At 73.5% G+C, this 19,026-nt stretch carries 20 protein-coding genes; 10 read left to right on the top strand and 10 right to left on the bottom strand.

Annotation, left to right across the window (positions count from 1 at the left end):
- Nucleotides 1-119: 119 nt before the first annotated feature.
- On the bottom strand, nt 120-1,226 hold the full coding sequence (locus ACFYL6_RS15090) for an SPFH domain-containing protein (RefSeq protein WP_387171438.1): 1,107 nt from the start codon (nt 1,224-1,226) through the stop codon (nt 120-122).
- Nucleotides 1,227-1,231: 5 nt separating this feature from the next.
- A complete protein-coding gene (locus ACFYL6_RS15085; protein WP_238657184.1) occupies nt 1,232-1,705 on the bottom strand; it encodes an NfeD family protein in 474 nt (157 codons plus the stop codon).
- Between the two features lie 120 nt (nt 1,706-1,825).
- Here ACFYL6_RS15085 and ACFYL6_RS15080 point away from each other — a divergent pair, with 120 nt between their 5' ends.
- On the top strand, nt 1,826-3,127 hold the full coding sequence (locus tag ACFYL6_RS15080) for a serine hydrolase domain-containing protein (RefSeq protein ID WP_387171436.1): 1,302 nt from the start codon (nt 1,826-1,828) through the stop codon (nt 3,125-3,127).
- Between the two features lie 49 nt (nt 3,128-3,176).
- Here ACFYL6_RS15080 and ACFYL6_RS15075 read toward each other — a convergent pair whose 3' ends face one another.
- A complete protein-coding gene (locus tag ACFYL6_RS15075; RefSeq protein WP_387171434.1) occupies nt 3,177-3,989 on the bottom strand; it encodes a DUF3097 domain-containing protein in 813 nt (270 codons plus the stop codon).
- Between the two features lie 184 nt (nt 3,990-4,173).
- Between ACFYL6_RS15075 and ACFYL6_RS15070 the strand changes: the two genes are divergently transcribed.
- A complete protein-coding gene (locus tag ACFYL6_RS15070) occupies nt 4,174-4,968 on the top strand; it encodes a hypothetical protein (RefSeq protein ID WP_238657187.1) in 795 nt (264 codons plus the stop codon).
- A gap of 21 nt (nt 4,969-4,989) precedes the next feature.
- On the opposite strand, the gene ACFYL6_RS15065 is transcribed toward ACFYL6_RS15070, so the two are convergent.
- The 4 genes from ACFYL6_RS15065 to fabG form a co-directional block, all read right to left on the bottom strand.
- Entirely contained in the window at nt 4,990-5,769 is a 780-nt protein-coding gene (locus ACFYL6_RS15065) for an HAD-IIA family hydrolase (RefSeq protein ID WP_238657188.1), read from the bottom strand.
- Between the two features lie 15 nt (nt 5,770-5,784).
- Nucleotides 5,785-6,813: a ferrochelatase gene (locus tag ACFYL6_RS15060; RefSeq protein WP_387171432.1), complete on the bottom strand. Its 1,029-nt coding sequence runs from the start codon at nt 6,811-6,813 to the stop codon at nt 5,785-5,787.
- A gap of 100 nt (nt 6,814-6,913) precedes the next feature.
- Complete coding sequence (gene fabI, locus ACFYL6_RS15055) at nt 6,914-7,681, bottom strand: enoyl-ACP reductase FabI (protein ID WP_091403861.1); 768 nt, start codon at nt 7,679-7,681, stop codon at nt 6,914-6,916.
- A 27-nt stretch (nt 7,682-7,708) separates the two neighbouring features.
- Nucleotides 7,709-8,413 (bottom strand): 3-oxoacyl-ACP reductase FabG, encoded by a 705-nt coding sequence (gene fabG / locus ACFYL6_RS15050; protein ID WP_238657190.1) that lies wholly within the window; start codon nt 8,411-8,413, stop codon nt 7,709-7,711.
- 155 nt (nt 8,414-8,568) lie between these two features.
- Between fabG and ACFYL6_RS15045 the strand changes: the two genes are divergently transcribed.
- From ACFYL6_RS15045 to ACFYL6_RS15025, 5 genes are all read left to right on the top strand, one after another.
- On the top strand, nt 8,569-9,798 hold the full coding sequence (locus tag ACFYL6_RS15045; protein ID WP_387171429.1) for a sensor histidine kinase: 1,230 nt from the start codon (nt 8,569-8,571) through the stop codon (nt 9,796-9,798).
- Complete coding sequence (locus tag ACFYL6_RS15040) at nt 9,795-10,457, top strand: response regulator transcription factor (protein WP_238682145.1); 663 nt, start codon at nt 9,795-9,797, stop codon at nt 10,455-10,457. The genes ACFYL6_RS15045 and ACFYL6_RS15040 overlap by 4 nt, the downstream gene beginning before the upstream one ends.
- 99 nt (nt 10,458-10,556) lie before the next feature.
- Nucleotides 10,557-11,462 (top strand): alpha/beta hydrolase, encoded by a 906-nt coding sequence (locus tag ACFYL6_RS15035; protein ID WP_387171427.1) that lies wholly within the window; start codon nt 10,557-10,559, stop codon nt 11,460-11,462.
- Complete coding sequence (locus tag ACFYL6_RS15030; RefSeq protein WP_387171425.1) at nt 11,459-12,727, top strand: acyltransferase; 1,269 nt, start codon at nt 11,459-11,461, stop codon at nt 12,725-12,727. Before ACFYL6_RS15035 ends, ACFYL6_RS15030 begins: the two co-directional genes overlap by 4 nt.
- 62 nt (nt 12,728-12,789) lie before the next feature.
- Nucleotides 12,790-13,005: a hypothetical protein gene (locus ACFYL6_RS15025; protein WP_196925116.1), complete on the top strand. Its 216-nt coding sequence runs from the start codon at nt 12,790-12,792 to the stop codon at nt 13,003-13,005.
- A 76-nt stretch (nt 13,006-13,081) separates the two neighbouring features.
- Here the strand turns inward: ACFYL6_RS15025 and ACFYL6_RS15020 are convergent, their stop codons facing one another.
- The 3 genes from ACFYL6_RS15020 to ACFYL6_RS15010 are packed head-to-tail and all read right to left on the bottom strand — an operon-like array spanning nt 13,082 to nt 16,106.
- Nucleotides 13,082-14,032, bottom strand: coding sequence for a VWA domain-containing protein (locus ACFYL6_RS15020; RefSeq protein WP_238682141.1), 951 nt, complete (start codon nt 14,030-14,032; stop codon nt 13,082-13,084).
- Nucleotides 14,029-15,030 (bottom strand): DUF58 domain-containing protein, encoded by a 1,002-nt coding sequence (locus ACFYL6_RS15015; RefSeq protein ID WP_387171774.1) that lies wholly within the window; start codon nt 15,028-15,030, stop codon nt 14,029-14,031. Before ACFYL6_RS15015 ends, ACFYL6_RS15020 begins: the two co-directional genes overlap by 4 nt.
- Entirely contained in the window at nt 15,009-16,106 is a 1,098-nt protein-coding gene (locus ACFYL6_RS15010; protein ID WP_091403835.1) for a MoxR family ATPase, read from the bottom strand. Before ACFYL6_RS15010 ends, ACFYL6_RS15015 begins: the two co-directional genes overlap by 22 nt.
- 241 nt (nt 16,107-16,347) lie before the next feature.
- Between ACFYL6_RS15010 and ACFYL6_RS15005 the strand changes: the two genes are divergently transcribed.
- From ACFYL6_RS15005 to ACFYL6_RS14995, 3 genes are all read left to right on the top strand, one after another.
- Nucleotides 16,348-16,578, top strand: a complete 231-nt coding sequence (locus ACFYL6_RS15005) for a hypothetical protein (RefSeq protein ID WP_387171423.1) — start codon at nt 16,348-16,350, stop codon at nt 16,576-16,578.
- Nucleotides 16,579-16,820: 242 nt separating this feature from the next.
- The gene (locus ACFYL6_RS15000) at nt 16,821-17,363 is read left to right on the top strand and encodes a PH domain-containing protein (protein WP_387171772.1); all 543 of its coding nucleotides are present in this window, start codon (nt 16,821-16,823) and stop codon (nt 17,361-17,363) included.
- 103 nt (nt 17,364-17,466) lie between these two features.
- The gene (locus ACFYL6_RS14995) at nt 17,467-18,963 is read left to right on the top strand and encodes a PH domain-containing protein (protein WP_387171421.1); all 1,497 of its coding nucleotides are present in this window, start codon (nt 17,467-17,469) and stop codon (nt 18,961-18,963) included.
- Nucleotides 18,964-19,026: the final 63 nt, after the last annotated feature.

Below are 19,026 nucleotides of genomic sequence, written 5' to 3'. Positions count from 1 at the left end.
GCCGACGAGCGGTGCGGGACGCGCCGGGGCGCCCCGATTGCCTGGTCACCACCCGTCCTAGGACCGATCGTGGCAGGCGTCGGAGCGCCCCATGAGCCTTTCTCGCATTAACCCTGTGATCAGCCGCGCTCGCGCTGGTCGGCCGGGTCCTCGACGAGGCTGGTCGGGGACACCGGCTCCGGTGCGGGCAGCCCCTGCGGCCCCTTGCCGCCGGTGGCCTGCGCCTCGGCGACGCGTACCTCGTCGTGGATCTGCTGGGCGGCGTCCGCCGCGGCCTGCGCCGCCTCCGCGGCCTCGCGCTCCACCTGGCTCGCGTGGTCGGCCGCCTCCGGCGAGGGAAGGTCCCCCACCATCTGGCTCAGCCCACCGAGCGCGCCACCCATCCCCTCCAGGGCCTTGGTCAGCTCGGCCGGGATGATCCAGACCTTGTTGGCGCTGCCCTGGGCGATCTGCGGCAGAGCCTGCAGGTACTGGTAGGCGAGCACCTTCTGGCTCGGGTTGGCCTGGTGGATCGCGTCGAAGACCGTCCGGATCGCCTTCGCCTGACCCTCCGCCTGCAGGATCCGGGCCTGCCGGTCACCGTCGGCCCGCAACACCGCCGACTGCTTGTCACCCTCGGCGGTGAGGATCACCGACTGCTTGTGGCCCTCGGCGGTCAGGATCGCCGCGCGGCGGTCCCGCTCGGCGCGCATCTGCTTCTCCATCGAGTCGCGGATGCTGGCCGGCGGCTCGATCGCCTTGATCTCGACCCGGGTCACCTTGATGCCCCAGCGGCCGGTGGTCTCGTCCAGCACACCCGAGAGGTGCCGGTTGATCTCGTCCCGGCTGGTCAGCGCCCGCTCCAGATCGAGCGAACCGATCACGTTACGCAACGTGGTCACGGTCAACTGCTCGATGGCCTGGAGGAAGCTGGAGATCTCGTAGGTCGCCCGGACCGAGTCGACCACCTTGAAGTAGAGAACCGTGTCGATCGAGACCACCAGGTTGTCCGAGGTGATCACCGGCTGCGGCGGGAAGCTGACCACCTGCTCCCGCATGTCGACCTTGGTACGGACCGCGTCGATGAACGGCACCAGCAGGTTGAGGCCGGGGCTGAGGGTGCGCTTGTACTTGCCGAGCCGTTCCACCACGTCCTGGCGTTGCTGCGGCACGATCCGCACCGCCTTGGCCAGCGTTATCACGGCGATCAACGCCACCGCGATCACCACCACCCCGATTAAGGTCATCCCGTTCACCCTCTCGATTCCGGCAACTCGCCGGCGGAAGAAACATCGTCCTGCCACACCAGGGCGGTCGCGCCCCGGACCTTTATCACCCGAACCCGTTGACCGGGGTCGTAGACCTGCGTCGTGTCGTACGACCGGGCGCTCCACAACTCACCGTCGATCTTGACGAGACCGTGCTCGGCGTCCACCCGTTCCAGCACCAGCGCCGTGGAGCCCTCGATCGCCTCCACGCCGAACGGCTGCTCGCCGCTCTCCAGCGCGGAGCGGCTGTGCCGCCGGATCACCGGTCGGACCACCACCAGGCTCAACGCCGACACCACCGCGAAGACCAGCGCCTGCACGGCCACCGGCGCGCCCAGGGCGGCCGCACCGGCGGCGGCGAACGCACCGGCGCCGAACATGATCAGAAATAGCGTCGTCGTGAAAATCTCGGCGACGGCCAGCAGCACACCCAAAACGATCCACACCACGGCGTCCACACCCCGATCGTGACACGCAAATGCACGCGCGACCTCCCCGCGAAGATCAGTAGGCTCGGCGAGGCCCTTTCCGGCTCGCCAAACCACCACTAAACGGCGGCCCGACCCGAGGAGATCCCGTTGACCCTGCTACCCGAGACCGCCCGACAGGTCGACATCCGGGTCGCCCAGGCACAGGCCGACGGGCGCACCCCGTCGTTGGTGCTGGGCGTGGTCCGCGACGGCACGCTGGCACATGTTGCCGTCGCCGGCGAAAACCCCCGCCCGGATGTCGACCTGCAGTACCGGTTGGGCTCGATCAGCAAGACGATGACCGCCACCCTGGTCATGCAGTTGCGCGACGCCGGCCGACTGGCCCTCGACGACCGGCTGGAGCAGCACCTGCCGGGCACCGGTGTGGGCGCGCTCACCCTGCGGCAACTGCTCGGTCACGCCAGCGGCATCCAACGCGAACCCGAGGGCGACTGGTGGGAGCGGGCGGCGGGCGTCGACCTCACCACTCTTCTCGCCGACGTCGACGCAGACAAGATCGCTTACCCGCCGCACCGCGCGTACCACTACTCCAACCTGGCGTACGGGCTGCTCGGCGGGCTGCTCGAACGGCTCACCGGGAAATCCTGGGCCGACCTGCTCGACGAACGGATCCTCACCCCGCTGGGCCTGCGCCGCACCACCTACGCGGCCACCGAGCCGTACGCCCGCGGCTACGTCGTCCACCCCTGGCACGGCACGTTGCGCGAGGAACCGCGTACCGAGACCGGCGCCATGGCCCCCGCCGGGCAGCTCTGGTCGACGATCGAGGACCTGGGTCGGTGGGCCGCGTTCCTGGCCGACCCCGACCCGTCGGTGCTGGCCGCCGACACGCTGACCGAGATGTGCGCGCCCGTGGTGATCAGCGACCTCGACTCCTGGACCGGCGGGCACGGCCTCGGGCTGGAGCTCTACCGGGACGGCGAGCGCGTGTACGTCGGGCACGGCGGCTCGATGCCCGGGTACGTGGCCGCCCTCGCGGTGCACCGACCCACCCGTACCGCCGTGGTCGGCTTCGCCAACGCGTACGGCTTCCCGATCACCGGGCTCGGCCGCCAACTGCTGACCACCGTGCTGGACGCCGAGCCGGCGTTCCCGCAGCCGTGGCGGCCGGCCACCGCCGCGCCCGCCGCCGAGGTGGCCGAGCTGACCGGTCGCTGGTGGTGGATGGGCACTCCGCTGGACCTGCGCTGGGAGGCGGGTGACCTGGTGGCCCACGTACGCGGTGAGCGGGTCAGCCGGTTCGTCGCCGAGGGGACGGACCGCTGGCGGGGACGCTCCGGCCCGGAGAACGGCGAGATCCTGTCGGTGCTGCGCGACGACGGCGGACGGGCGCGGGCGGTCGACATCGCCACGTTCGTCTTCACGCGCAGCGCCGACGAGGTTCCCTGACCCGCCACCGGACGGACCAGGCGGTCAGGCGGACCAGGCGGTCAGGCGGTCAGGCCGGCTCGGTGACGAAGTCGATGAGGCGTTCCATGGCGTTGATCAGAGGGGTCTCCACGTCGGCGAAGCTGTTCACCCGGGACAGGATGTGCCGCCACATGTCGGCCGGCTCGGCCACCCCGAGGGCCGCGCAAACCCCCTCCTTCCACGGCCGCCCCGGCGGCACCACCGGCCAGGCCGCGATGCCCAACGCGGCCGGCTTGACCGCCTGCCACACGTCCACGTAGGGGTGCCCGGTCACCAGCACGTGCGGCGAGTTCACCCGGGCGACGATCCGGCTCTCCTTGCTGCCCGGCACCAGGTGGTCGACGAGCACGCCGAGTCGTCTTGTCGGGCCGGGGCCGAAGTCGCGTACCTCGGCGTCGAGCGCGTCGATGCCGTCCAACGGCTCGACCACCACACCCTCGATCCGTAGGTCGTCGCCCCAGATCCGCTCGACCAGTGCGGCGTCGTGGATGCCCTCCACCCAGATTCGGCTGGCCTTCGCCACCTGGGCCCGGACGTTGTCCACGGCGACCGAGCCGGACGCGGTCCGCCGACGGGCCGCCGGCACCGCCGCGCGGGTCGGGCGGCGCAGCGTCACCGGGCGGCCGTCGAGCAGGAACGCCGCCGGCAGCAGCGGGAAGTTACGCCGTTTGCCGTGCCGGTCCTCCAACACCACCGCGCCGGCCTCGAAGCCCACCACCGCGCCGCAGAACCCGGAGTCGGCATCCTCGACCACGAGATCCGCCTCGGCGTCCACCTCGGGGGTGACCTTGCGCCGTCGCCAGTCGCCCGCCAACACGTCCTCGCCGTATCGCCCCGCCATGTCGATCACGCTAAACCCAGCCCGCGCCCACCCCGGCCCTCGACACACCGCCCCGCGTGCCGACCGCCGGCCACACGCCCCTGCCAGGGGGCGGGGATCGGGGCGAACAGGGCAGTTGGGGGCAGGCCGGGCGACCGGAGCGGCAGCCGAGACAGGGCCGGCCGTGACCACGTACCCTTTCGGCATGTCCACCCCCGCCACGGGCGCGGCCACACTCGCGCCGCGCCGGTCCAGCCGGTTCGTTGCCTGGGTGCGCGCGTGGCGTGCCGGCTTGGTGCCGTACGACGAGGTCGCCGACGCCATCGCCGGCGACGAGGAGCACCTCGTGGCGGACGCCCCCGGCACCTGGACCGACGTCCCGCTGGGTGCCGCGCTGCCCACCCTGGCCAAGCTCTCCCCGGACGACATCCGCCTGGTGCTGCCGGCGCCGGGCGACCCGCGAGGGCTGCCCGGCCCCGGCGACTTCGCCGGTGCGGCGCTGGTCACGGGCGAGGCGGTGGTCGCCGGCGGGCTCGGGTTGATCCCCCAGGTGCGGTTGCACACCTCCGGTTCGGGGGACTGTTTCGAGACGGTGCTCTGGCGGGTCTACCCGCTGCCGGCCAACGCGCCCGCCGCCTCCCTCGCACTGCCCGGTGCCGCCGAGGCGGAGGCCGAGTTGGCCGCCGCGCTGGCCGAGACGACCGCCGTGCTGACCCGTCTCGACGTGGCCCAGTGGCGGCCCGAGTTGGCCGGTGCGCTGGCCGCGCTGCGCCGCCCGGACGGCACCACCGACCTGCCACCGGGCTTCGACCCGCGCTCCCGTCGGCTCTTCGCCCGCGCCGCGGTGCTCGACCGGGTGCTGGCGCTGGCCGGGCACGCCGCCCCCGGCGGCGCGATCAACAACTACGAGGCGCAGCAACGGGACGCGGCACTGCGGCCGCTCACCGCAGCCTGCCGTCAGGCCCTGGTGGCCGCCTGCAACGCCCCCCTGCGCCCCTGACCAGACCGCCGCCGCAGTGGGTCAGACCTCGTCCAGCAGGTCCGCGACCGAGTTGACGATCCGGGACGGCCGGTACGGGTAACGCTCCGCCTCGGTGCGGCTGCTGATCCCGGTGAGCACCAGGATGGTCTCCAGCCCAGCCTCCAGCCCGCACAGGATGTCGGTGTCCATCCGGTCACCGATCATCGCGGTGCTCTCCGAGTGCGCGTTGATGGTGTTGAGCGCCGAGCGCATCATCATCGGGTTGGGCTTGCCGACGAAGTACGGCTCGACCCCGGTCGCCTTGGAGATCATGGCGGCGACCGAGCCGGCGGCGGGTAGCGCACCCTCCACGGACGGGCCGGTCACGTCGGGGTTGGTGCAGATGAACCGGGCGCCGTCGTTGATCAGGCGGACGGCCTTGGTGATCGCCTCGAAGCTGTAGGTGCGGGTTTCGCCGAGCACCACGTAGTCGGGGGCGAAGTCGGTCAGCACGTAGCCGACGGCGTGCAGCGCCGTGGTCAGCCCGGCCTCACCGATGACGTACGCGGTGCCGCCCGGCCGCTGGTCGGCGAGGAACTGGCCGGTGGCCAGGGCGGACGACCAGATCGATTCCTCCGGCACGTCCAGCCCCATCCGGCTGAGCCGGGCCGTGAGGTCCCGTGGGGTGTAGATCGAGTTGTTGGTCAGCACCAGGAACGGCTTGCCGGACGCACGCATCCGGTTGATGAACTCCGGTGCGCCGGGCACCGGCTGGCCCTCGTGCACCAGCACGCCGTCCATGTCGGTCAGCCAACTCTGCACGGGCTTGCGGTCATGCATGATGATCCTCAGAGGTCAGGGGCGACGGGTCGGCACGCAACAGACGGTGGGGCAGGTGTCCCACATGGGCAGTTCGCCCAGGCGGCGGCGCAGCTGCGCGCCGTCCGGGTCGGTCCGCTCGGTGACCAGCTCACGCACCATGGTCACGAAGCGCGGGTCGGTGCCCGGCGTGCCGGCCCGGACGAAGTCCAGACCGAGCTGCTTCGCCGTCTCCAGCGCCTCGGTGTCCAGGTCCCACACGACCTCCAGGTGATCGGAGACGAACCCGATCGGGCTGACCACCACGGCGGTGGTGCCGCCCTGCGCGAGGGCGGCCAGGTGGTCGTTGATGTCCGGTTCCAGCCACGGCACCTGCGGCGGGCCGGAGCGGCTCTGCCAGACCAGGTCGTACGCCAGGTCGGGTGCGGCGGCCGCGGCGACGAGCCGGGCGGCCTCGTGCAGCTGCGCCTCGTACCGGCCGCCGTGCGGGCCGGCGTTGGCCGCCATCGAGCTGGGGATGGAGTGGGCGGTGAAGACCAGCCGGGTGGTGTCCCGCTTCGCCGGGTCGAGCTGGCCCAGGGCCGCCCGGACCGCGTCGACGTGCGGCTCGACGAAGCCGGGGTGGTCCCAGAACTGGCGCAGCTTCTCGATCACCGGGGCGTCCGGGCCGACGGCGGCACGCGCGGCGGCGATGTCCTCCTGGTACTGCCGGCAGGACGAGTAACCGCCGTACGCGCTGGTGACGAACGCCAACGCCCGGGTGACCCCGTCGTCGCGCATCTGGGTCACGGTGTCGGCGAGCATCGGGTCCCAGTTGCGGTTGCCCCAGTAGATGGGCAGGTCGAGACCGTGCGCGGCGAAGTCGGCGCGGACCGCGGCCAGCAGGTCCCGGCACTGCTGGTTGATCGGGGACACCCCACCGAAGTGCTGGTAGTGCTCGGCGACCTCGGCCAGCCGCTCGGGCGGGACACCCCGGCCCCGGGTCACGTTCTGCAGGAACGGCATCACGTCCTCGGGCCGTTCGGGCCCGCCGAAGGACACCAGCACCACCGCGTCGTACGACATGGGGTCATTCTTGTCCCTCGGCCGGGACGTCCCGGCGACGCCCCCTGGTCCGGACGCGTAGATCACGCGAACGGCGACCAGGGAGCGTCACGGTGCGGCGTCAGGAACCGATGGCGTGGTAGCCGCCGTCGACGTGGACGATCTCGCCGGTGGTGGCCGGGAACCAGTCGGAGAGCAGCGCCAGGCAGGCCCGCGCGGCGGGCTCCTGGTCGGTGAGGCTCCAGCCCAGCGGGGCACGCTCGGCCCACGCGTCCTCGAACTGGTCGAAGCCGGGGATCGACTTCGCGGCGATGGTACGCAGTGGCCCGGCGGCGACCAGATTGCTGCGGATGCCCTGCTTGCCCAGGTGCAGCGCCAGGTAGCGGGACGCGGACTCCAGGCCGGCCTTGGCCACGCCCATCCAGTCGTACACCGGCCACGCCTTCGTCGCGTCGAAGGTCAGGCCGACCACCGCGCCGCCGGGCGACATCAGCGGCAGCGCCGCCATGGCCAGCGACTTGTACGAGAAGGTGGAGACGTGCAGGGCGGTCGCCACGTCCTCCCAGGGCGCGTCGAGGAAGCCGCCGCCCAGGCAGCTCTGCGGGGCGAAGCCGATCGAGTGCACGACGCCGTCGAGGCCGTCGACGTGCTCGCGTACCCGGTCGGCGAGGCCGGCCAGGTGCTCGGTGTTGGTGACGTCCACCTCGATGACCGGCGCCGGCTCGGGCAGCCGCTTGGCGATCCGCTCGACCAGGGAGAGCCGGCCGTAGCCGGTGAGCACGACCTGCGCGCCATTCTCCTGAGCGAGCTTCGCCACCGAGAAGGCGATCGAGGCGTCGGTGATGACACCGGTGACGAGCAGCCGCTTACCGGCGAGCAGTCCGGACATCGCAGATTTCCTCCGTAGTCAAAAGGGTTAGTGGCCCATGCCGAGGCCGCCGTCGACCGGGATGACGGCGCCGGAGACGTACCCGGCGCTGTCCGAGGCCAGCCAGGTGACCACGGCGGCGACCTCGTCCGGGCTGGCCATCCGACCGGCCGGGATGGACTTGAGGATCTCCGCCTTGCGGTCGTCGGTGAGGCCGGCGGTCATGTCGGTGTCGATGAAGCCGGGCGCCACCACGTTCGCGGTGATGTTGCGGCTGCCCAGCTCCCGGGTGATCGAGCGGGCGACGCCGACGAGGCCGGCCTTGCTGGCGGCGTAGTTGACCTGCCCGGCGCCGCCGGCCAGGCCGACCACCGAGGAGATGAAGATCATGCGGCCCCACTTGGCGCGGAGCATCTTGCCGGAGGCCCGCTTCGCGACCCGGAACGCGCCGGTGAGGTTGGTGTCCACCACGTCGGTGAACTGCTCCTCGGACATCCGCAGCAGCAGCGTGTCGGCGGTCATGCCAGCGTTGGCGACCAGCACCTCGACCGGCCCCAGCTCGGCCTCCACGGCGGCGAACGCGGCGTCGATCGAGGCGGCGTCGGTGACGTCGGCGCGTACGCCGAAGAGCCCGTCGGGCGCGTCGCCGCTGCGGTGGGTGACCGCCACCCGGTCGCCCTGCTTGGCGAAGGCCTGCGCGATGGCCAGGCCGATTCCCCGGTTGCCCCCGGTCACCAGCACGGTACGGGCCACTGTTCCCCCTTGCGAATGGTCAGCACGGACGCGTCGGAGCCTAGGCGTTACCGGCAGGTAAGCGCTAACGGGAGTCGCGTCACACTGGGGTACGACACCGGGATCAACCCCTGGTGGCACGCCTCGTGACGGGGTCGGCCCGTAGCCTCCGGGTGGTGAACCGGCATCCGATCGGCGCGGCCCTGCGGGCCCTGCGGCAGACCCTGCTGGGCCCGGACGCGCCGCCCGGCCGGCCGCTGCTGGCCCGGTGGCCCGGGCCGGCCCGCTACGCCGCCCCGGTCGGCCTGCTCGCCGCGCTCGGCCTGTTCCTGATCACGTTGACCGTGGAGAGCGAGTGGGGCCTGCCGCCACCGATCGCGCTGCTGTTCGCGGCGATGACTGTGGCGCCGCTGCTGGCGCTGCCCCGGCGTCCGCTGCTGGCCTGGCGGCTGACGGTGCTGGCCCTGCTGATCTGCACCTTCAACGCCCCGGCCGACCAGGCCTGGCCGTGGACCCCGCCGCTGGCGCTCGGCTCGATCGCGGTGCTGGCGGTGGTCGTCGCGCGGGTCGACCGGCCGGTGCTGGCCTGGGTGGTGACGATCAGCACGGTGCCGGTGCTGATCTCGGTCCACCCCGACAACCGGGTCCCGGTCCTGCTGCTGCTCGGCGCGCTGGCGATCGTCGGCGACCTGATCCGCCGCAACCGGCTGTCCCGGCACGCGCTGGCCGCCCAGGCCGAGCTGAGCGAACGCGAGCAGGAACGCCGCGCGGTGCTGGAGGAACGCACCCGGATCGCCCGGGAGATGCACGACGTGGTGGCCCACCACATGTCGCTGATCGCGGTGCAGGCGGAGACCGCCCCGTACCGGCTGACCGACGTGCCGGCCCCGGCAGCCGCGGAGTTCGTCGCCATCGCCGCGTCGGCCCGCGACGCGCTCACCGACATGCGGCGGCTGTTGGGGGTGCTGCGCAGCGAGGCGACGGGGCCGCAGACCGCGCCGCAGCCGGACCTGACCGACCTGGGCGCCATGGTGGACGCGGCACGCCGGGCCGGGCTGCCGGTGACCCTGGACGCCGATCCGGTGGACGACGACCGGGTGCCCGCGCCGGTCGGGCTGGCCGCGTACCGCATCGTGCAGGAGGGCCTGGCCAACGCGGCCCGCCACGCGGCCGGCGCCGCGGTGCGGGTCACCGTCCGCGCCGGTCGATCCGGCCTGGGGGTACGCGTCGAAAACTCCCCGGCCGACGCCCGACCGACCGCCGACGGCGGCTCCGGGCACGGGCTGACCGGCATGCGGGAGCGGGCCACCTCACTGGGCGGTACGTTCACCGCCGGACCGCTGCCCGACGGGGGTTACGCGGTGGCGGCCGAGTTGCCGTACGACGCGGAGGGCGGGGACCGATGATCCGGGTGCTGATCGCCGACGACCAGGCGATGGTCCGGCAGGGTTTCGGCGCGCTGCTCGCCGCCCAACCGGACCTGCTGGTGGTGGGGGACGCCGCCGACGGGGCACAGGCGGTGGCCGCCGCCCGCCACCTCGACCCGGACGTGGTGCTGATGGACGTGCGGATGCCGGTCATGGACGGGCTGGAGGCCACCCGCAAGCTGCTCGGTGACCGGTCGACGCAGCGACCCCGGGTGCTCATCCTCACCACCTTCGACCTGGACGACTACGTGTACGAGGCGCTGCGGGCCGGGGCCAGCGGGTTCCTGCTCAAGGACGCCCCGGCGGCCGATCTGGTGCAGGCGGTGCGGGTGGTGGCGGCCGGGGACGCGCTGCTCGCCCCGGGGGTCACCCGTCGCCTGATCGCCGAGTTCGCGAACCGTCCGGACCGCCGGCGCCCACGCCCCACCGACCTGGCCGGGCTCACCCCGCGCGAGACCGAGGTGCTGCGGTTGATCGCCCGGGGCCGCAACAACGCGGAGATCGCCGGTGACCTGGTGGTGGCCGAGCAGACCGTGAAGACACACGTCGGGCGGATCCTGGCCAAGCTGGGCCTGCGCGACCGGGCCCAGGCCGTGGTGCTGGCGTACGAGACGGGTCTGGTGGCCGCCGGCGAGTAGCCCCGGGGAGCCAGCCCGGGAACGGCTCTGCGGGACGACGACCCGGCCCCGCCCCTGAGCGCACGCTCCCTCCGGACGACATTCCGGAGGGAGAACGTGATGCGACGACGAGGTGCCAGCCGGGTCGCGATGGCCACGCTGCTCGGCGTGAACCTGGTCCTGCCGACCCGACCCGAGCCGGCCACGGCGGCGGGGTTCGTCGAGGCGTACCCCATGGTGGCGGCGGCGATGCGGGCGGCCGGCCCCCCGTACGCGGACTGGGCGGCCGGCGGACGCCGGTTCCTGCTGTTCGACGCGCGTGGTGACGGCCGCGCGGTCGAGGTGTTCGGCGACCTCGCCGACGCGGACCGGATCGCGGTGCTGGTGCCGGGGGTCGGCAGCACCCTGGCCGACTTCGACAGGGGGTTGGGCGGGGTGGCCCGGCGGGCGCCGGCGGTGCAGGCCGGGCAGCTCTTCCGGGAGCTGCGGGCGACCGACCCGGCGGCGCGGGTCGCGGTGCTGGCCTGGCTCGGCTACGACCCGCCCGACGGGGTGTTGACCGCCGCCGGTGGCGTCAGCGCCCGGCGTGGCGCGGCCGGACTGGCCACGCTGCTGCGGGAGTTGGCCGGACGGCGTCCGGCGGCGACGATCACGCTGGTCGGGCACAGCTACGGGGCGCTTGTGGTGTCGCTGGCGGCGGCGGATGCCCCGTCCCAGGTCACCGACGTGGTCAGCCTCGGCGGCGTCGGCGCCGGGGTGCAGCGCGCCGACGACCTGCCGGGCGGGCGGCGGTTCTGGGCGGCCGAGGCGCCGACCGACTGGATCCGTCGGGTACCGCCGGTGCGGCTGCCCGGCCTGGGCTTCGGCCGGCGACCGGGCGATCCGGCGTTCGGCGCCCGCCCCCTGCCGGTGGGCGGGGTGGCGGGGCACGACGGCTACCTCGCGCCGGGAAGCGCCACGCTGGCCGCGGTGGCGGCGGTCGTGCTGGACGGCGTCGACGCCGAACGGATCGGGGATGCCCGATGAGCCGGGACCGTGCCGTCGACGCGCTGCGGGCGTACGCCATCGGCGGGGTGGTGCTGGGGCACTGGCTGGTCACCGGGTTGGTGCTGACCGGCGACGGCGGGCTGCACCAGGCCAGTCCGTTGACCGCCCTGCCCAACCTGGCCCCGATGACCTGGGTGTTGCAGACGCTCGGGTTGTTCTTCTTCACCGCCGGGTTCGGGTCGACCCGGTCGCTGGCCCGCTACCCGGGCGGCGCGGGCGGTTGGCTTGCCGGTCGGCTGCGTCGGCTGCTGCTGCCCACGGTGGCGCTGCTCGGCGTGGGGGCCGCCGTGCTGCTCGCCGCCACCGTCGTCGGCACCTCGGACGACACGCTCGCCGTCGCGCTGCGGCTCGCGGTCAGCCCGCTGTGGTTCCTGCTGCCGCTGGTGATCCTGGTCGCGGTGACCGGCCCGCTGCGCGCCGCCGTACGCCGGTGGGGGGTGGCGCGGTGTGGGACACCGGCGGTGGCCGTGGTCGCCGCGGCCGACCTGGCCGTCCGGCTGCTGCCGGCCGGCGTCGACCTGCCCCCGGTCACCGTGCTGGCGGCCTGGTCGGTGCCGTACCTGCTGGGTGTGGCGCACGCCGACGGGCGGCTGGACGGCCGGCGCGCGGGCGCCACGTTGGCGGCCGGTGGGGCGGTCGCGCTGGCGGCGCTGCTGGCGCTGGACTACCCGGTGAGCGCGGTCGGCGTGCCCGGGGCCGGGGTGTCCAACCTCAACCCGCCGTCGCTGCTGGTCGTGGCGCTGGCGGTCACCCAGGTCGGGCTGGGGCTGCTCGCTCGGCCGGCGCTGTACCGGCTGCTGACCCGGCCGCTGCCGGGCCGAGCGGTGACCGAGGTGAACCGGTTCGCGGTCCGGATCTACCTGTGGCACCAGCCGGTACTGGTGGCGGTGACCGCGCTCACCGCCCGCAGCGGGCTGGCCCTGCCCGGTCTGCACACCATCCCGGACGACGCGGGCTGGGTGCTGGCGCGCTTCTGCTGGCTGCCGCTGCTCGCCGCAGTGCTGGTCACGGTCGTACGGGTGGGTCAGCCGAGATCGCTGCTCCGTCGAGGCGTACGCGCTGGTGGCGAGGGGCGTCGTCGACCGGGCGGTGGAGGGGTCGCCGGCCGGTCGGCCGAGTGCGTTCCGTCGGCACCGCAGGTGTACGATCATCGACGTTCCGGCCCGCCCGACTTGCAGGAGGTGATCGCTGTGCGAGATAGCGATCCTCCCAGTCGTGGCCGGGCCGATGGTCAGTCCCGCTGAGCCACGACTCAGTCTGGTGAGCTGACCCCGCTCCGCTCCCCACCACCTGGGCACCTGCCGAGGTGAGTGTGCCGCGCCGCCCGATCCCGGGCGGTCGCCGGGAGCCGCCCGGTCACGACTTCGTGTGCGCGTCCCCACCCCCTGCGGTCCGCCCCCGCACGCGGACCGTCCAGCCGCCACCCGGAGCCGTCATGAGCCGTTACGTCGCCCCGCTGGGCTTCACCCTCGCCGCCGTCTGGGTGGCCATCGTCTTCGTGCTCGCCGGCGGCGGTCACTGACCCCTCCGGGCCGGCGGCTGGCGCCGCCTCCTGCCGGTGCCGGCGGCGGTCGTCGACCGCCGCCGGCGCAGCGGGTTCACAGCATCCGGGACGACCAGAGCAGACTGAACGCGCCCGCGCAGAGCGCCAGCAGCAACGCCACCCCGGCGTACCACTGGGTCACCTCACGCGGCTCGGTGCGGAACCCGATCGAGCTGCCCATGTCCTGGTAGACCTGCTTCAGCTCGCTCACCGAGGCCGCCTCGTAGAAGTAACCCTCGGTGGTCTCGGCGAGTTCGGCGAGGGCCATCCGGTCCACCGGCACCCGCTGCAACTGCCCGCCGATGTCGACCTGGCCGGTGTCGGTGCCGAAGGCGATGGTGGAGACCGGAACGTTGGCGGCCTGCGCGGCCGCCGCCGCCTCCTCCACCGCCCGGCCGGAGGTGCGGAAACCGTCGGAGAGCAGCACGATCCGGGCCGGTGGAATACCCGCCGCCCCGTCGGCCGGCACCGACCGGATCGCCTCCAGGCAGGTGAACACCGCCTCACCGGTCGCGGTCGCCTCGGCCAGCACCAGCCCGTCGATGGCGCTGGTCACCGCGTCCCGGTCCTTGCCCGGCGGCACCAGCACGTTGGCCGCCTTGGCGAACGACACGAGGCCCAGGTTGTAGCTCTCCGGCAGCTCACTGACGAACTGCTTGGCCGCCTCCTGGGCCGCCTCCAGCCGGTTCGGCGCCACGTCGTCGGCCTGCATCGACAACGACACGTCGATGGCGAGCATCACGGTGGCCCGCTCCAGCGGCTCCTTGGTGTCCACCGCGGGACGGGCCAGCGCGGTGGCCAGCACCAGCAGGCAGAGCAGGAACGCGGTCGCCGGGACGTGCCGACGCCAGCCCAGGCCCTTCGGCGCCACCGTACGCAGCAGGTCCACATTGGTGAAGCGCATCGCGTACGCCCGGCGGTGCAGCTGCCGCCAGACGTAGAACGCGGCGAGGGCGAACACCGGCAGCACAGCCAGCAGCCACCACGGTTGCAGAAAACGGATCATCGTGTCGTCCCCCGGGTACGCGCGTGCCGCTGCGCGGCCACGAATCGCACCATGTCCAGCAGCCAGTCTCGGTCGGTACGCAGACGCAGGTGGGCCGCGCCGGCGCCGCGCAGGGCGGCGGCGATCGCGGCACGTTGGGCGGTGGCGGCCTCGGCGTAGCGCTGCCGCAGCCGCGGGTCGGCGGTCTGCACCTCGTGCAGCTCGCCGCTCTCCGGGTCGACCACCGGCAAGACGCCCACGTCGGGCAGCTCCAGCTCGCGCGGGTCGACCACCTCGATGGCCAGCACGTCGTGGCGGACGCGCAGCTTGCGCATCGGTCGCGCCCACTGCTCGACCGGCGCCAGGAAGTCCGACACCACCACGGCCACCCCGCGACGGCGGGGCGGACGGTTGAGCATCTCGATCAGAGCACCCAGATCGCCACGGCCGGGCTGGATGGCGGTGCCGGCGACGGCACGCAGCAGGCCCTGCGCCTCCTTACGGCCGGAGCGGGCCGGCAGCCGGGTGAGTACCCCGGGCCCGACCGGCGGTGCTCCGCCGCGCCAGCGTCGGGCCGGCGCGGACACCCCACCACCGGTGCCGATCACGGCGCCGATCCGGTTACCCCCGCGCACGGCCAGGTGGGTGATGGCGGCCGCGGCGGCCACCACCACCTCCCGCTTGAGCCACTGCCCGGTGCCGAAGTCCAGGCTGGCGGAGAGGTCCAGCGCGAGCCAGGTCTCCAGTTCCCGGTCGGCGACCGTACGCCGCACGTGGGGTGTGGTGGTCCGGGCCGTGACCGGCCAGTCCATCCGGCGCACGTCGTCGCCGGGGCGGTACTCGCGGGACTCTCCCGCCTCACTACCCGGGCCGGGCAGCAGGCCGGCGTAGTCGCCCTGGAGCAGACCGTCGAGCTTGCGGGTGACGAGCAGCTGAAGCCGGGACAGCACGGCCTCGCTACGGTCGGCGAGGGGGGCCGGACGAGGGGTGGGTGAGGTCACGGCCGCTGCCCGGGCCAGCCAGCGCCCGGCGGCGGCGCGATCGACGGTGGGGTGGCCTGCTGCCGGGGAGCGACCGCCGGGAGCGGGATCGTCGACATCACCCGCTGCACGATGTGGTCGGCGGGCACGTCGTCGGCGAGCGCGTCGTAGCTGAGCACCAGCCGGTGCCGCAGGATGTCCGGAGCGATGTCCTGCACGTCCTGCGGCAGCGCGTAGTCACGCCCGCGCAGCAGCGCCAGCGCGCGGGTGGCCCGGACCAGCCCCAGCGAGGCGCGCGGGCTGGCACCGTACTGGATCAGTTGCGCGACGTCGGGCATGCCGTGCTCGGCCGGGGCCCGGGTGGCCAGCACCAGCCGGACCGCGTAGTCGACCAGGGCGTTGTGGACGAAGACCTGGTCCGCCTTGCGTTGCAGGGCGATCAGCTCCGGGGTGTCGAACACCGCGGTCGGCTCGGGCGCGGCCACGCCCATCCGGTAGACGATCTCCCGTTCCTCCGCGTCGGTCGGGTAGCCCACCACGATCTTCATGAGGAACCGGTCCCGCTGCGCCTCCGGCAGCGGGTAGACGCCCTCCTGCTCGATCGGGTTCTGGGTGGCCATCACCAGGAACGGGTCCGGCACCCGGTGGCTCTCCCCACCGATGGACACCTGCCGCTCGCTCATCACCTCCAGCAGCGCGGACTGCACCTTCGCCGGCGCCCGGTTGATCTCGTCGGCGAGCAGGAAGTTGACGAAGACCGGGCCCAGCTCGACGTCGAACTTCTCGCTCGACTGCCGGTAGATCCGGGTGCCCATGATGTCGGCCGGCACCAGGTCCGGGGTGAACTGCACCCGGGCGAAGGACCCGCCGACGACCTTGGCGAGGGTCTCCACCGCCAGGGTCTTGGCCACCCCGGGCACGCCTTCGAGCAGGCAGTGACCGCGGGCGAGCAGCGCGACGAACATCCGCTCCACCATCCGGTCCTGCCCGACGATCACACGTTTGATCTCGAACAGGCCCTTCTCCAGCAGGCTGGCGTCCTGCGCGGGTGTGGTCACCGGCGCGGGTGCCGCTCCGTTCGGCGTCGGGGCGTCGGGCATGGTCGGCTGGGCCACCGGTCCTCCACAGCGTTTGTCGGTCGTCGCGGCTCGTGCGGTATCAAGACTCGCACGCCTTGCTGAGTGTCGAGGTGGGGAGAAGCCGATTTTGGCCGCGCCGTCCCCAGCAGCCGAATCGCTCATCTTGGGAGTGCACGGACCGGCCCGCCGCGTGTACGATTCACCCCGTCGCCGGGCGGCTCCCCCCGTGGTCGCCCGGCGCTCAACTTCTCCGTCCCGCCGCCCTAGACTGGCCGGGATGAGCATCCCCTCCCCCGCCGACGAAGCCCTGGTCTGCTCCGCCCGGGGCTGCCGGTCCGCCGCCGTCTGGGCACTGGAGTGGAACAATCCCCGCCTGCACGACGCCGATCGGCGCAAGACCTGGTTGGCCTGCGCCGAGCACCGGGGCAGCCTCGGTGACTTCCTGGACGCTCGAGGCTTCCTGCGTACCGTCACTCCGGTGCCCGGATCGCCTACGCTCGACCTGTGAGCGGCGACCCTCCGGCTTCCCCCGGCCCCACCTCCCCGTCCTGGCCGCCCACCCCGGCCACCGCACCACCCGGCGTCGAGCCGCCGCCCGGCGCGTTCCCGGCACCCGGCACGCTCGGCCCGGAGCCCGCCGCGCCGGATGTCTCGACACCCGCCCCGCTGCCACCGGGCGCACTGCCGCCCGGTCACCGGCCGGCACCCGCCGCCGACCAGCGCGCGCCCGACCTGCCCTCCCCCGGCCTCCTGCCGTCCGACCCCGTCCCGCCCGGCGCTCTGTTGACGGCCGCGCCGGGTGGTCGGGGTCCGCTGGAGCCCTGGCCGGACACGGTCAACTGGCAGCCGATCTCCACCGACCTGATCTGGGTGGAGCTGATCCGGCTGGCGATCGTGGTCGCCATCGGGCTGGCGGTGACCGGCGTCGGCTGGGCGTTCAGCGGGCACTGGCTGTTCGGGCTCGCCGTCGCCGTCGTGCTGGTGCTCGGCGCGTGGCGGGCCGTCGCGATCGTCCGCGCGGTCCGGGCCTGGGGGTACGCCGAACGGGAGAACGACCTGCTGGTCCGGCACGGGTTGCTGGTCCGCCGGCTCTCCATCGTGCCGTACTCGCGGATGCAGTTCGTCGACGTGAGCGCCGGGCCGTTGGAGCGCGCCTTCGACCTGGCCACCGTGCAGTTGCACACCGCGGCGGCGGCGAGCGACGCCCGGGTGCCCGGCCTGCGTCCGGCGGAGGCGTCCCGACTGCGCGACCGACTCACCGCGCTCGGCGAGGACCGGGCGGAGGGCCTGTGAGCGCGAGGAGTGAGCCGGGGTTGCGAGCCCCGCAGTCGCGGACGAAAGGCGACCCTGTGAGCACCCGCGTGGGCAGCCGCCGACCACGTCGAGGGCCGCTCCGATGAGCGACGGGCCCGCCGAGCCGAGCACGGTGCCACCCACCGGCCCGACGCCACCGGGGCCGGTGCTGCCCGCTGGCCCACCAGCCACTGGCGCGCCGTTCGCTGGCGTGGCACCGCCGGGGTCGGTGCCACCGGGGGCACCCGCGCCGTGGCCGGCGTCACCGGTCGGCGGTGACGGCGAGCCCCGACAGCGACTGCATCCGCTCAGCCCGGTGCTGCACGGCGCCAAGTCCCTGGTCGTGGTGATCGCCGGGCTGTCCTGGTCGACGCTGTCCCGGGTGGGCTTCGGGTGGTTCGCCGCCATGGTGGCGGTGCTCGCGCTCGGCGCCACAGTGCTGTCGGTGATCAGCTGGTACAACACCGGCTACCACGTCGTGGGCCGGGAACTACGGGTGTACGAGGGGCTGCTCTGGCGGCGTACCCGGGCCATCCCGCTGGAACGGTTGCAGGCAGTGGAGGTGGTCCGGCCGCTGCTCGCCCAGCTCACCGGCCTGGCCGAGCTGCGCCTGGAGGTGGTCGGCGGGGGCAAGACCGAGGCGCCACTGGCGTACCTCGGGGTGGCCGACGCGGCAGTGCTGCGCGAGCGTCTGCTGGCGCTGGCCGGGCGGGTGGCGCAGCTGCCCGCCCCCGGCGACGCGGCGGCCCCGGTGGCCCCGGGCGCGACGACGCCGCAGGCGGCCGCGCCGGGCCGGCCACTGCACGCGGTACGCAACCAGAATCTGCTGGTCAGTCAACTACTCACCCCGCAGGCGTTCCTGCTCCCGTTCGGTGTGGCCTTCGTCGTGGTGCAGTTCCTCACCGCCGGGTCGTGGTCGTTCGTCGCGGTGGCGAGCACCCTGACCGCGATGGCGGGTGTGCTGCTGCAACCGATCCGCCGGGTCCTCGACGACTGGAACTTCCGACTGGCCCGCGACGGCGGCACGCTGCGGGTGCACAACGGCCTGCTGGAGACGCGGGCGCAGACCGTGCCGCTGGAACGGGTGCAGACCGTCCGAGCCACCTGGCCGTTGCTGTGGCGGATGAAGGGTTGGCTGCGGCTGCGGCTGGAGGTGGCCGGCTACTCCGTCGCGGAGGCCGACGACCGCAACCGGCCCGACCGGCTGCTACCGGTCGGCGACCTCCCGACGGCGACGATGATCGTCGCCGAGGTGCTTCCCGGGGTACGCCTCGACGCGCTCCCGCTGAGCCCACCACCGCGCCGGACCCGTTGGCTGCACCCACTGGGCCGTGCCGCGTTCGGCGCCGGGCTGTTCGACCGGGTGTTCGCCACCCGGTCCGGGCGGCTCACCCGGCAACTGGTGATCGTGCCGTACGCCCGGATCCAGAGCGTGCGGGTCGTCCAGGGGCCTATCCAGCGCCGTCTCGGGTTGGCCACCGTGCACGCGGACACCGCGGGCGGCTCCGGCGCCACCGCCCAGGACCGCGACCTGGCAGAGGCCTGGGCCCTGGCAGCCGACCTGACCACCAGAGCCCACCATTCCCGCACCCAACCCTGACCCAGCTCTCACCCTCCCCCTCCCGCCCCTCCCTCTCCCCCGCGTTGATCATGAAGTTATTGC

This window comes from Micromonospora sp. NPDC007208 (assembly GCF_042869175.1).
GTDB classification, from domain to species: domain Bacteria; phylum Actinomycetota; class Actinomycetes; order Mycobacteriales; family Micromonosporaceae; genus Micromonospora; species Micromonospora foliorum.
Note: the sequence above shows the minus strand (reverse complement) of the source record. Positions and strands in the feature narration are given on the sequence as shown.

Excerpts from the sequence above, each read along its gene's own strand:
- ACFYL6_RS15090 (WP_387171438.1), bottom strand. The coding sequence starts at position 1,226 with ATGACCTTAATCGGGGTGGTGGTGATCGCGGTGGCGTTGATCGCCGTG.
- ACFYL6_RS15075 (WP_387171434.1), bottom strand. The coding sequence starts at position 3,989 with ATGGCGGGGCGATACGGCGAGGACGTGTTGGCGGGCGACTGGCGACGG.
- ACFYL6_RS15070 (WP_238657187.1), top strand. The coding sequence starts at position 4,174 with ATGTCCACCCCCGCCACGGGCGCGGCCACACTCGCGCCGCGCCGGTCC.
- ACFYL6_RS15065 (WP_238657188.1), bottom strand. The coding sequence starts at position 5,769 with ATGCATGACCGCAAGCCCGTGCAGAGTTGGCTGACCGACATGGACGGC.
- ACFYL6_RS15060 (WP_387171432.1), bottom strand. The coding sequence starts at position 6,813 with ATGTCGTACGACGCGGTGGTGCTGGTGTCCTTCGGCGGGCCCGAACGG.
- fabI (WP_091403861.1), bottom strand. The coding sequence starts at position 7,681 with ATGTCCGGACTGCTCGCCGGTAAGCGGCTGCTCGTCACCGGTGTCATC.
- ACFYL6_RS15040 (WP_238682145.1), top strand. The coding sequence starts at position 9,795 with ATGATCCGGGTGCTGATCGCCGACGACCAGGCGATGGTCCGGCAGGGT.
- ACFYL6_RS15035 (WP_387171427.1), top strand. The coding sequence starts at position 10,557 with ATGCGACGACGAGGTGCCAGCCGGGTCGCGATGGCCACGCTGCTCGGC.
- ACFYL6_RS15030 (WP_387171425.1), top strand. The coding sequence starts at position 11,459 with ATGAGCCGGGACCGTGCCGTCGACGCGCTGCGGGCGTACGCCATCGGC.
- ACFYL6_RS15020 (WP_238682141.1), bottom strand. The coding sequence starts at position 14,032 with ATGATCCGTTTTCTGCAACCGTGGTGGCTGCTGGCTGTGCTGCCGGTG.
- ACFYL6_RS15005 (WP_387171423.1), top strand. The coding sequence starts at position 16,348 with ATGAGCATCCCCTCCCCCGCCGACGAAGCCCTGGTCTGCTCCGCCCGG.
- ACFYL6_RS14995 (WP_387171421.1), top strand. The coding sequence starts at position 17,467 with ATGAGCGACGGGCCCGCCGAGCCGAGCACGGTGCCACCCACCGGCCCG.